Source organism: Dyadobacter sp. SG02 (assembly GCF_900109045.1).
In the GTDB taxonomy this organism is placed as follows: Bacteria; Bacteroidota; Bacteroidia; order Cytophagales; family Spirosomataceae; genus Dyadobacter.
Genome location: NZ_FNYL01000012.1, coordinates 284,741 through 297,438, shown reverse-complemented (window position 1 = coordinate 297,438; position 12,698 = coordinate 284,741). Strand labels below are relative to the sequence as shown.

The window sequence follows — 12,698 nt, the reverse complement described above, 5'->3', positions numbered from 1 at the left end:
TGCCCATGTATTTCTAATGTCGTAATTAAAAATACAAAAAAGCCCTCGCTCTACATAGTAGAAAAAGGGCTTTTTGCTTTTGGGTCAGCCCCAACTTGTTTAATGCAAATTGTATTAAAGGAAAGGAATAAGTTGGGCGTAGTCTGCGACTACGTCCGAGCGTCACGCGGTCTCCGACCGCAACATGATCGAAAAACCATTACAGCAACCACTCCCAACAACAACTGACTAGCCCTGACCACAAATGACAACCCCTGACAACAACTGACTATCCCCTGACCACAAATGACAACCCCTGACCACTCCCAACAACAACCCACAAAATTTTTTGACCCAATAGGGTACCCTAAAACCCACCTCGCCCGTCTTCATCATAAATAGCCTGAAAATGGAGGACAAGAGATTCCTGGAAGAACTCGTCAGACGTTATGTTGCCAATGCGTTGAGCAGGGAGGAGCTGGATATTTTCTTCCGTTTGCTGGCCGAAGGGAAGCTGGAAGAGCCGCTTGCCAGGCAACTCGACGAGGAAGGTGCGATGGAAGCAGCAAATGTGAAACCGTTGCAAACCAAGCCTTGGATGGCAGTTTCGCGGACGTTCCGCATCGCGGCATCGGTACTGCTGGTGCTCACATTGTCGTTCTTTGTTTGGAAATATAATGCTTTCCGGCTCTTTGGAAATACGGTTGCGGTGACGACAGCCAAGGGCGAAAGGAAAGAAATACGGCTCCCGGATGGTTCTACGGTGTGGCTCAACGAATCGAGCAGCATGGAATATCCGAGGCATTTCGAAGAACACAAGAGGGAAGTGGTGTTGGTCGACGGCGAGGCGTATTTCGATATTAAGAGGGACGAGGCGAAGCCTTTCTTCGTGGAAGCGTCCGGTACGACGACCCGTGTGCTGGGGACGGCATTCAACATCCGGTCGTATCACTTTTTGAAAAGTATATTGGTGACCGTTACTCGCGGAAAGGTGGAAGTGCAGAAAGCCGAGGGCACCGACGGACCCGACAAAAAGATCCTTTTGCCCAACGAACAGGTTTCTTATGACGTAAAGACCCGCGAGATTAAAAAGGTGAATGTCAACAGCGCCAATGCAGTGGCATGGAAGGAAGGTAAGCTGCTCTTTGATAATGAGAGCTTTGCGAATGTGATTGCCATTCTGGAAAATAAATTCGATGTAAAGATCCTGGCAGAGGAATCGATACGGGAATACCATATGTCTGCCGAATTTGCCTCAACCGACTCCCTCCCGCACATACTCGACCTGCTATCCCTCGCCAACAACCTGGAATACCGCCTTGCAGACAATCAGATAACGCTTAGCAAAAAACGAAAATCCATTTGAACCCAGTGCCTATGTAATGAACGAACGCCTTTCAACGCAAAAAATCCGGCGAGCCGAAGCCCGCCGGACCGAGTGATAGTGAAAATCAGAACGTAACGCCAATCACTGACTGATCTTGCTATCCGGATGCTGGAATTCATGTTTCACGATTAACCCCAACTCATTCAAAGGTATGAAAAATTGTACCAGAAGTTTACTGTTCATTTACAAATGGACACGCCTGACCGCGTACTTCCTGCTTTTTGCGCTGCTGGTAACGTTACCCTCCGCCCGGGCGGCGGGCGATGCCAAACAGAGCCTTCAGGAAGTGACGATCGACCTTACGCTTCGTGACCGGAGCCTGAAAGAGGCATTCAACCTGATCAAGAAAAAGACGGGTTTTAAATTTGTGTACAATGAAGAGCTCGTGGCACCTTACCGGGTGAATATCGATGTGAGCCGCAAGCCGGTGGACGAGGTGCTCGACGAACTGCTGAGCCCGACGCGCCTTTCCTACCGAGAGCAGCGCGGCACGGTGGTGATCGTGGAGAAAGAGGCGAGAACGACCGGCCAGATCCAGAAAACCGAAATCCTGCTGGCGTCGCTCGTACGCCCGGCCGATCGTGAAATATCCGGCGTAGTGACCGACAACGACAACGGAGAGGCATTGCCCGGCGTGGCGGTGCTCGTAAAGGGCACCTCAACGGGTACTATTACTGATATGAATGGTAAATACATCATCAAGGTATCCGACTCTGGCGCGCCGGTGCTCGTGTTCTCGTACGTCGGGTACGTAGCGCAGGAGGTGGCAGTGGGTGGCCAGTCGGCGATCAGTATCAAGCTGGCTAGCAGTACCAAGCAGCTGAATGAACTAATGGTCGTAGGTTATGGCACGCAATCGAAAGAAGAATTTACCGGTTCGGCGGCGCGGGTTTCGGGCGATAAATTGAAGGATATGCCGGTGCAAAGCTTCGATCAGGGCCTGGCAGGCCGCGCTACGGGCGTGAGCATCGGCCAGCCCAACGGCGTACTGAACAACCCGCCCGTGATCCGTATCCGGGGTATCAACTCCATTTCGCTTAGTTCCTTTCCATTAATCGTGGTGGATGGTATTCCCATTAATACCGGCGATATTTCGGCCAACTCAACCGTAGCCAATAACCCGCTCGGGGATATTAACCCGGCGGATATCGAGTCGATCGATGTGCTCAAAGATGCGGCTTCGACATCCATTTACGGCTCGCGCGCAGCAGCCGGCGTGCTCCTGATCACGACCAAAAGCGGTAAAACCGGCAAGGCGAAAGTGACTTACGAAGGCTGGACCGGTATGACCAAAGCCACCCGCCTGCCCAAAATGCTGGACGCGCAGCAGTTTATGGATATTAAAAACGAAGGTGTGATGAATGCCAAGATCCTTGGGGGCAATGCGAACAACGATGCCGTGGCCTCGGCGCTTTTCTTTCCGATTGTCCAGGACGACGGCTCCATCGTGAACACTAACTGGTACGACAAGGTGTACCAAACGGGCGTTTCGCAAAACCACAGCATCAGCGTTTCCGGCGGCTCGGAATCGACGAAGTATTACTTTTCCACAAATTACAGCAATCAGAAAGGTATCCTGAAAACCAACCAGTTTACACGAAAAGCGGCCCGTTTCAATGTGGACCACAAGCTCAATTCGTGGCTGTCGTTTTCCGGAAATATCAATTATAACAACAGCCTGAATTCCTCGCCCAATACCGGCTCGCTGAGCGGTAATGCGTTCGGGCTCGTGGGCTCGGCGCGGCTTGCCTGGCTTTCCGCACCGAATGTGTACGCGGTGAACCCCGACGGCTCCTATAATGTAAGCTCGTCGAATACGCTGGGCATGGGCAACAACAAGGTGGCGAGCAACTTCTACAACCCGGTTCCTATGCTTGATTTGAATAAATATACTTCTGAAAATGACCGCATTATCGCCAATTTCGGTACGACGGTAAAGATTTTCAAAGGGCTGCAATACAAAATGAGCTACGCGATGGACCGTTTGAAAGTCGAGAACGTGAGCTTCAACAGCCCCGTCCACGGTCCGGGAAACTCGTCCAACGGGAGCGCGACCAACAGCAGTAGGCTGATCAGCAACTGGAACTGGACCAATACTTTGAACTACCAGACTACCATTGCCACCAATCACAATATTTCGTTGCTGGCCGGTTACGATGTGCAGAAATTTGCAACATCGGGCTGGGGTGCGACCCGCACGCAGCTTTCCGATCCGTTCTTCGACGAGTTTCAGGGTAGTTACGGGCAAATTTCGCCCACTGCGAATGTGTTGACGGAGAGTGCATTGGTTTCGGTATTCTCACGGTTTACGTATGATTTTAGCAAAAAATACTTTTTCACCCTGAACTACCGCCGCGACGGTAACTCGGCCCTGGGTAGCGGCAAGAAATACGGGAATTTCGGCGGTGTGTCGGCCGGATGGAGCATTTCGGAAGAAGAGTTTTACAAGCATTCCAAACTGGCCGACATCATGAGCAGCGTAAAACTCCGCGCGAGCTGGGGACGCGTGGGCAACTCGGGCGTGAGCGCATACGGCTCGCTCGCGTTGTACGAATCGAATCTCTACGCTGCCGTGCCGACCTGGAATTTCAGTCAGGGCGGTAACCCCGACCTGGGATGGGAAACGAGCAACCAGACCAACGTCGGAGCCGACGTCAGCTTCCTGAACGACCGCATTACGCTCGAAGCGACATACTATGCCAACAGCGTCAACGGGTTGATCCTCAATGTACCGCAATCTCCTTCGAAGGGTATCCCGAGCGATGCGATATTCATGAACATCGGCGCGATGTACAACCACGGGGTCGAGCTGGGCGTGAATGCCAACATTATCCGCAGAGGAAAACTGAGCTGGAATGCGAGTCTCAATTTTACCCATAATAAAAACAAGGTCACCGAGCTGTACGGGCAGGGTACCGAGCTGGTGGGTACCACTTCCACGGCAGCGGAAGCGACCAATATTACCCGCGTGGGCTATTCGGTAGGGAGCTTGTACGGGGCGAAAACGGATGGCGTGAATCCCGAAAACGGCCAACGCATCTTCATCAACAAGGCAGGCGATCGTGTGCAGTACAGCCACGTGGTACCTGCGGGGGGCAGCCGCTGGACTTATCTGGACGGCTCTCCCGCACCTGCTATCGCGGTGGACGATTACTACCTGCTCGGCAATGCGCTGCCGACCTATTACGGCGGTTTTATCAATAATGTCAAATACGGCCAATGGGACCTGGGCGTGAACTTCACTTACTCGGGCGGTAACCTCGTCATGAACGGTACCAAAGGCACCTGGCGCGACCAGCGCTTCTGGAACAATACCACCGAGGTGCTCGACCGCTGGACGACGCCGGGACAAGTGACCAACATCCCGCGCGTCGTGTATGGCGATTTGCTTTCCAATGGTTCTTCATGGCCGATTTCCGAAAATGCGGAGAAGGGCGATTTCCTGCGGTTACAATCGGTTTCGCTGGGTTACCGCGTGCCGGGAACGATCCTGAGCAGGTTGGGGCTGAGCTCTGTGCGGTTGTATGCGCAAGTTTTCAACGCATTCATCCTCACGAAATACACCGGTACCGACCCCGAGATTTCGGTCAATGGTAATTCCAACACGACCCCGGGTGTGGAGAAGAACTCCATCCCGCAGGGCCGCACATTCACATTTGGTTTAAACCTCGGTTTCTGATCATGAAAAATATCCTCAAAAACACTCCTGTGAAGCCTGTAAATACATTGCTGTTCCGGCTGGCCTGTATGGCTTTGCCCCTGACGGCCCTGATGACCGCATGCGATGAAAAGGAACTGTTGAACCCGGTGCCAAGCATTGCATTGCAGGATGCCTACATTTTCGACACGCCCGCCCGTGTGCTGGGGCAGGTGAATGGGCTATATGGCTCAATGAAAAACGGCGGCCTTTACGGCGGGCGTTACCTGATGCTGGCCGATATCCGGGGGGAAGAGTTTATCAACCGTACCCAGAATGTCTTTACGGGGTACGACGCGTGGAGCCATACCGTTACCTCGGGTTCCAATGACGCTTCCTCGGCATGGGGAACGTCTTATACGGCCATTAACTCTGCGAATTTGCTGATCGACGGACTGCCGAAGCATCCCGACGTGGTGGATGCCGCCACAGCCGCGCAGTACATCGCCGAAGCGAAATTCGTGCGTGCATTCTGCTATTTCGGGTTGATAACGCGCTACGCACAGCCTTATGTGAAGGACAAAGGCGCTTCCCCGGGCATTCCGCTGCGCTTGCAAGGCGAAAGCACGCCGGCCAATAACGACCTCGCGCGCAGCACCGTGGCGGAAGTGTACGCGCAAATCCTGAAAGACCTCGAGGACGCCGAGACCAACCTGCCCGGCAACTATTCGACAGCGCTGCTGAACACCACCCGTGCGCATAAGAACACAGCCATTGCATTGAAAACGAGAGTGTACCTGACAATGGGGGATTATGCCAATACGGTTGCTGAGGCGAAAAAAATCGTTTCCGATAATGCGCCGTTCAGTGCGCCTGCGGGTGTGAAGCACCAGTTGCAGTCCAATATTACCACCGTGTTTTTCACAGATTACACGACCACCGAGTCGATCTTCTCGATGCCGATGACCGCTCTGAACCTGGTAAGCGGCCAAAATTCGCTCGCTTATGAGTACAATCTCAATTTAGAATACAACCTCAACCCGACGGGCATCCTGGGCGAACCGACCTGGCCGGCTACCGATGTGCGCAAATCCGCGTTCACACGCGTTGCGGGCGGGCTTACGTATTTGAAAAAATACAACCAGACCAACCCCACGACCGATTACGTGCCGCTGCTCCGCTATTCCGAAGTGCTGCTGAACTATGCCGAAGCGCTTGCCAAAACCGGCGACCTCGCCAAAGCGGTAGAGCTCCTGAAAGCCGTACGCCTGCGTTCCGATGCAACCTATGCATTCCCGGCGGCCGACATCGCCACAGCCGATGCATTGTTGAAAACGATCTGGACGGAACGGCGCATCGAGTTCCTGGGAGAAGGCCTGCGCTCGAACGACCTGCTGCGAAACCTGCTTACCATCCCGGCCAAAGGCAGCGGCGGGCTTTCGGCACCGTCCATTGCACCCTCGCAACCCGAGTACATTTTCCCGATCCCGAATGCGGAATTGTCAACTAATAAACTGATCTAGTACCGGGGGCTTCGACTGCGCTCAGCCTGACAATGCTTGTGTCAAGCTGACAATGGTTGTGTCAGGCTGACAATGGTTGTGTCAGGCTGAGCGCAGTCGAAGCCCCGGTGCAAAAACGAACGATCTCATGAAACGATACAAATGCTTAACCAAATGGCTGGCAGTGCTGGCCTTGCTTCCCGGCCTCGCAAACGCCCAAACCAAACTCACGCCCGCCAAAATCGACGCGCTTAAAACGGAACTCGCCAAAGACATCGACGGCCAGAAGAAATTCACGCAGGAAATGGTGGATATGATTTTCAGCTTCGGCGAGCTGGGTTTTCAGGAAGTCGAAACGTCGAAGTACCTGACGGATATCTTGAAAAAGAATGGCTTCACGATCGAGCAGGGCATTTCCGGCATCCCTACCGCCTGGACGGCCAAATGGGGCTCGGGTAAACCGGTGATTGCCGTCGGCAGTGACATCGATTGTATTCCAAAAGCTTCGCAAAAACCGGGCGTGGCGTATCACGATCCGATCATCGAAGGCGCACCAGGTCACGGTGAGGGGCACAATTCGGGCCAGCCGCTGAATGTGACGGCCGTATTGGCACTGAAAAAAATCATGGAACGAGAGAAGATCCCCGGTACCATTATGCTTTGGCCCGGTGTGGCGGAAGAGCAGCTGGCTACGAAGGCCTATTTTGTCCGGGATGGCTATTTCAAAGACGTGGACGCCTGTATTTTCACGCACGTGAGCAGCAACCTGGGTACTTCCTATGGCGATGGTGGCGGCAATGGCATGATCTCTGTCCGTTTCGATTTTGAAGGACAGGCCTCGCACGCAGGCGGGGCGCCCTGGCGAGGGAAGAGCGCACTGGATGCTGTGGAACTGATGAATATCGGCTGGAATTACCACCGCGAGCACATGGAAACCACCCAACGGTCGCATTATGTGATCACCGACGGGGGCGACCAGCCCAATGTGGTGCCTTCCAAAGCGTCGGTATGGTACTATTTCCGCGAGCGGAGCTACCCCAAGATCACGCAGATGTACAAGGACGGCATCCGCATTGCCGAAGCCGCCGCTAAAATGACCGAGACCAAAATGACCTACGAAGTGCTCGGCAGCGCCTGGCCGGGGCATATGAACCAGCCCATTGCCGAGGCGATGTACGAGAATATCAAAAGTGTGGGCCTGCCGCAATGGACCGGGGAAGACCAGAAACTGGCCCGCGCATTGCAGAAAGAAGTGGGAAGCCCTGCTACCGGCTTCGGCGGCGAACGCGCTAACGACGGTTTAAGCACTTCCCTGAGTCAATTAAGAAAACCGATGGCGACAGCCTCGTCAGGCGGGGGAGGGTCGGATGATATTGCGGACATTTCCTGGAATTTGCCGACAATTGTCCTTGGTTACCCGGCCAACATTCCCGGATTGCCCGGACATCACTGGGCCAATGCCATTGCGATGGCGACGCCCATTGCGCACAAAGGCGTTACCGCCGGTGCCAAAGCGGAGGCGATGACGCTGCTCGACCTTTTCGTAAAACCCGAAATCCTGACCAATGCCTGGAAATATTTCAACGAGGTACAAACCAAGGATACGAAATACACGGCCCTCATTTCCAAAACCGATAAACCGGCGGTGCATCTCAACAAGAAGATCATGGAGGAATTCCGGCCGGAAATGAAGAAATATTATTACGATCCTGCCAAATATCCCACGTACCTGGAACAGTTAGGTATTAAATACCCGACGGTAAAAGAGGAAGGGAGTTCAGGTACAGGAAAATAGGTCAACATTTAAACATTTCCAGATATGCTTTTAAAAACAAATGGTTTGTTCCGGAAAATGCGGCATTGGGGAATGGGCTGTGCCGCAGCTGCAATGCTGGCTTTGCCGTTGGAAACAGTGGCGCAGGTAAAAATGAATGCTGCCAAAATCGATGCGCTGAAAACGGAAATGGCCAAAGAGATCGACAGCCAGCAGAAATTCACCCAGGAAATGGTCGATATGGTATTCAGTTTCGGCGAGCTGGGTTTTCAGGAGGTGGAGACTTCGAAATACCTGACGGATATTTTAAAGAAAAACGGGTTTACGATCGAGCAGGGCATAGCGGGCATTCCTACCGCCTGGACGGCCAAATGGGGCTCGGGCAAGCCGGTAATCGCCGTGGGCAGTGATATTGATTGCATTCCAAAGGCTTCACAGAAACCCGGCGTCGCCTACCACGACCCCATTATCGACGGTGCCCCGGGTCACGGCGAGGGCCATAACTCGGGCCAGCCGCTGAATATTACCGCCGTGTTGGCATTGAAAAAGATCATGGAACGCGAAAAGATACCGGGTACCATCATGCTCTGGCCGGGCGTGGCCGAGGAGCAGCTGGGTACCAAGGCCTATTATGTACGTGATGGTTTTTTCAAAGGCGTGGATGCCTGTATTTTCACCCATGTGGCGAATAACCTCTCGGTTTCGTACGGCGACGGCGGGAACAACGGAATGGTGTCGGTGCAGTTCAACTTCGAAGGCCAAGCCTCCCATGCGGGTGCGGCGCCCTGGCGCGGGAAGAGCGCGCTCGACGCCGTGGAACTGATGAATATCGGCTGGAACTTCCACCGCGAGCATATGGAAACGACCCAGCGGTCGCATTATGTGATCAAGGACGGCGGCGACCAACCCAATGTGGTGCCTTCGAAGGCATCGGTATGGTACTACTTCCGCGAACGGACGTACCCGAAGATCACCCAGATGTTCAAGGACGGTATCCGCATCGCCGAGGGCGCCGCGCAGATGACCGAAACCAAAATGACCTACGAGGTGCTGGGCAGCGCCTGGCCGGGGCATTTCAACCAGGCCATTGCCGAAACGATGTACGAGAATATCAAGCGGGTAGGCTTGCCCAAATGGTCGGACGACGACCAGATACTCGCCAAAGCGGCCCAGAAGGAAATGCAAAACCCGGAAGGCGGCGCGCTGGAAACCAACGGCCTGGCGACCACTTTAAGTCAGCTCACCAAGCCGTCAGCCACGCCCAATACAGGTGGCGGCGGCTCGGACGACATTGCCGATATTTCATGGAACCTCCCCACGGTGGTACTGCGCTATCCGGCGAATATTCCCGGCCTGCCGGGCCACCACTGGGCGAATGCGATCGCCATGGCTACACCCATCGCACATAAGGGCGTTACCGCCGGTGCGAAAGTGGAGGCGATGACCCTACTCGACCTGCTGGTAAAGCCGGAAGTACTGCGCTATGCCTGGGAGTATTTCAACAATGTCCAGACCAAAGACGTGAAATACAAAGCCCTCATTTCCGATACCGACAAGCCGGCGATCCATCTCAACGAAAAGATCATGTCCGAATTCCGGCCGGAAATGAAGAAGTACTATTACGACCCTACGAAATACGCGACGTATCTCGAACAACTCGGTATCAAATATCCGACGGTGCGCGAAAACGCCGGGACGGGGAAGTGAATGGGGGGCAGGTTTTGTCAGGTTTGGTCAGGTTTGGTCAGGTGTGGTCAGGTTTAGTCAGGTGTGGTCAGGTTTGGTCAGGTTTTGTCAGGTTTTGTCAGGTTTAGTCAGGTTTAGTCAGGTTTTGTCAAGCGTGGTCGGGAGTGATTGCTGTAAACGGTTTTTCGATCATGTCGCGGTCGGAGACCGCGTGACGCTCGGACGTAGTCGCAGACTACGCCCAACTTATTCCTTTCCTTTAATACAATTTGCATTAAACGAGTTGGGCGTAGTTTCCAACTACGTCCGAGCGGACGCCGGTCTCTGACCGACTAACCCAACAAACACAATTGACCACACCTGACTAAACATGACTACATCTGACTAAACCTGACCACACTTGACAAAACCTGACCACACTTGACCACACTTGACCACACCTGACCACACCTGACAAAACCAACCCAAAATGCTCCAAACCACCAACCTGACCAAAACCTTCGCGACCGGCACGACTTTGCGCTTTCCTGACTGGACGGTTGCGGCGGGTGAGCAATGGCTGTTGCTGGGGGAATCGGGGAGCGGGAAAACAACGCTGTTGCATATGCTCGGTGGATTGCTGCGACCTGCGTCGGGGAGCGTAGTAGTGAATGGGGCGGATTTATACGCACTTCCTGCACGTGCTCTCGACCGGTTTCGCGGGCGGCATATCGGCATCGTTTTCCAGCAACCGCATTTGATCCGCAGCCTGACGGTGGAAGAAAATCTGGCGATTGCACAAACTTTTGCCGGTGTGGGCAAAGACCCGCTGCGTATCCGCGAAGTGCTGGATGCACTGGATATGGAACTTCTAAGACGCAGCTACCCGCAGGAGCTCAGCCAGGGACAGGCCCAGCGTGTGGGCATTGCGCGGGCGCTGGTGAACCGGCCGGCATTGTTGCTCGCCGACGAACCTACCAGCAGCCTCGATAACCGGAATGCCGAGGCTGTGATCCGGCTGTTGTCGGAACTGGCTGTCACGCAAAGTGCTACGCTGGTCATTTCCACGCACGACGATCGGGTGAAGGATGCTTTTTTCAAGAATTTTATGTTTGAACTGTCGCATGAACGCATTTCGGATCAGTTGGAAAAATCTTAAAGCCAACCCGCTCACGCTCGTACTGAATTTGCTGCTGGTCGCCTTTGGTACCGGGATGCTCGCCATGCTCCTGCTCGGCGTGAGCCAGGTAGGCGACCGCTTGCGTGACAATGCGCGGGGTGTCGATCTGGTGGTAGGAGCGAAGGGAAGCCCGTTGCAGCTGATATTGAGCAGTATCTATTTCATTGATTTTCCTACGGGCAATATCAGTGAAGACGAGGCACGTCTGCTTACCGCCAATCCGATGGTCAAAAAAGCGGTGCCGCTGGCATTGGGCGATAACTACGCCGGGTTCCGCATTGTGGGAACTGATACGGGTTATGTGGGCCTGCACAGCTTGGAACTGGCTGCCGGGCATTTCTGGACGAAAGCATTTGAAATCGTCATCGGCGCGGAAGTGGCGGAGGCGCAGAACCTGAAAGCCGGCGATCGTATTTACGGCTCGCACGGGCTTTCGTCGGAGGAGGATATTCATGACGACCATGCCTATACCGTGGTCGGCGTGCTGAAAAAGCGCGGAAATGTGGCCGATAACCTGGTACTCACCGGTTTGGAGAGCATCTGGGAAATGCACGGCGCGGGCGGGCAACGGGAAATCACTTCCATGCTCCTGCAATACCGGTCGCGGATGGCGATGGTGACATTGCCTGCGATGATCAACCGCTCTACGAACATGCAGGCGGCTTCCCCGGCGAAGGAAAGCGGACGGCTGTTCGCATTGATCGGCGTAGGTGTGGACGCGGTACGCTGGTTCGCCGTCGCGTTGATGCTGCTCGCGGGCGTGAGCATTTTCGTGAGCCTGTACAACTCGTTGCGCCAGCGCGTGTATGACCTCGCGGTTATGCGTGTAATGGGGGCGTCGCGTGGGGTGATGTTGGGCATGATCCTGCTGGAAGGAACGTTGCTAACCACTTTTGGATCGCTGGCTGGGATACTGCTTGGTCATGGCGCGCTGCACGCGATCGGCTACTGGCAACATTCGCCGCAGGCGCGGCTGGACGGTCTCGTGTTTTTGCCCGAAGAGGGTTGGCTGCTCGTTGCTGGACTGCTCATCGGGTTAGTGGCCGCATTGCTGCCTGCCATACAAGCCTACCGGACCGATATTTCTGAAACCATGTCGAAAATTTGAAATGATGATTACAAAAAAATGGCTGTTGTTGATTTTATTGCTGGCGGGATATGCCGGTATGGCCCAGCCGCCGGCACATATCCCGCTGATGAACGACACCTGGAAGCTCATCGCGCAACGTACCTACAAGAAGAACGCCGATTTTAAGATGGTCCCTGCGTTTCCAGCCCGGCTGGAAGCGTTGCAGAACAAGGCTGTCGAATTGCCCGGTTATATGATCCCGATCAATGCCGACCTGAACCACAAGGAGTTTATGCTCGCCGTGGTTCCGATGGATCAATGCCCCTATTGCGGGCAGGGGGATATACCGTCGATGGTGGAGATCAAAATGGTGAAGGAAGTCGGGTATACCGACAAACCGGTGAAGATCAGGGGCAAGCTGGTGCTGAACAAGACGGGCGATTACCGTTCGGAAGTGTTCCTGCTTCAAGCGGAGCAGGTAAAATAGTATTCAAATCATTCATCC

8 protein-coding genes are annotated in these 12,698 nt (G+C 54.1%); all 8 read left to right on the top strand.

Going from position 1 to position 12,698, the window contains the following annotated elements; genetic code table 11:
• Nucleotides 1-388 precede the first annotated feature (388 nt).
• The 8 genes from BMW93_RS26050 to BMW93_RS26015 all read left to right on the top strand — a co-directional run bounded on the left by BMW93_RS26050 (nucleotide 389) and on the right by BMW93_RS26015 (nucleotide 12,680).
• Nucleotides 389-1,345: a FecR family protein gene (locus BMW93_RS26050; protein ID WP_090383282.1), complete on the top strand. Its 957-nt coding sequence runs from the start codon at nucleotides 389-391 to the stop codon at nucleotides 1,343-1,345.
• Between the two features lie 172 nt (nucleotides 1,346-1,517).
• Nucleotides 1,518-5,045 (top strand): SusC/RagA family TonB-linked outer membrane protein, encoded by a 3,528-nt coding sequence (locus BMW93_RS26045; protein ID WP_090383280.1) that lies wholly within the window; start codon nucleotides 1,518-1,520, stop codon nucleotides 5,043-5,045.
• 2 nt (nucleotides 5,046-5,047) lie between these two features.
• Nucleotides 5,048-6,526, top strand: coding sequence for a RagB/SusD family nutrient uptake outer membrane protein (locus tag BMW93_RS26040; protein WP_090383278.1), 1,479 nt, complete (start codon nucleotides 5,048-5,050; stop codon nucleotides 6,524-6,526).
• A gap of 127 nt (nucleotides 6,527-6,653) precedes the next feature.
• Entirely contained in the window at nucleotides 6,654-8,300 is a 1,647-nt protein-coding gene (locus BMW93_RS26035) for an amidohydrolase (RefSeq protein WP_090383276.1), read from the top strand.
• A 93-nt stretch (nucleotides 8,301-8,393) separates the two neighbouring features.
• The gene (locus tag BMW93_RS26030; RefSeq protein WP_090383332.1) at nucleotides 8,394-9,986 is read left to right on the top strand and encodes an amidohydrolase; all 1,593 of its coding nucleotides are present in this window, start codon (nucleotides 8,394-8,396) and stop codon (nucleotides 9,984-9,986) included.
• Nucleotides 9,987-10,434: 448 nt separating this feature from the next.
• A complete protein-coding gene (locus BMW93_RS26025) occupies nucleotides 10,435-11,103 on the top strand; it encodes an ABC transporter ATP-binding protein (protein ID WP_090383273.1) in 669 nt (222 codons plus the stop codon).
• On the top strand, nucleotides 11,069-12,232 hold the full coding sequence (locus tag BMW93_RS26020) for an FtsX-like permease family protein (RefSeq protein WP_090383270.1): 1,164 nt from the start codon (nucleotides 11,069-11,071) through the stop codon (nucleotides 12,230-12,232). Before BMW93_RS26025 ends, BMW93_RS26020 begins: the two co-directional genes overlap by 35 nt.
• A gap of 1 nt (nucleotide 12,233) precedes the next feature.
• A complete protein-coding gene (locus BMW93_RS26015) occupies nucleotides 12,234-12,680 on the top strand; it encodes a hypothetical protein (protein WP_090383268.1) in 447 nt (148 codons plus the stop codon).
• Nucleotides 12,681-12,698: the final 18 nt, after the last annotated feature.

Excerpts from the sequence above, each read along its gene's own strand:
- BMW93_RS26020 (WP_090383270.1), top strand. The coding sequence starts at position 11,069 with ATGAACGCATTTCGGATCAGTTGGAAAAATCTTAAAGCCAACCCGCTC.
- BMW93_RS26045 (WP_090383280.1), top strand. The coding sequence starts at position 1,518 with ATGAAAAATTGTACCAGAAGTTTACTGTTCATTTACAAATGGACACGC.
- BMW93_RS26015 (WP_090383268.1), top strand. The coding sequence starts at position 12,234 with ATGATGATTACAAAAAAATGGCTGTTGTTGATTTTATTGCTGGCGGGA.
- BMW93_RS26035 (WP_090383276.1), top strand. The coding sequence starts at position 6,654 with ATGAAACGATACAAATGCTTAACCAAATGGCTGGCAGTGCTGGCCTTG.
- BMW93_RS26050 (WP_090383282.1), top strand. The coding sequence starts at position 389 with ATGGAGGACAAGAGATTCCTGGAAGAACTCGTCAGACGTTATGTTGCC.
- BMW93_RS26030 (WP_090383332.1), top strand. The coding sequence starts at position 8,394 with ATGCTGGCTTTGCCGTTGGAAACAGTGGCGCAGGTAAAAATGAATGCT.
- BMW93_RS26025 (WP_090383273.1), top strand. The coding sequence starts at position 10,435 with ATGCTCCAAACCACCAACCTGACCAAAACCTTCGCGACCGGCACGACT.
- BMW93_RS26040 (WP_090383278.1), top strand. The coding sequence starts at position 5,048 with ATGAAAAATATCCTCAAAAACACTCCTGTGAAGCCTGTAAATACATTG.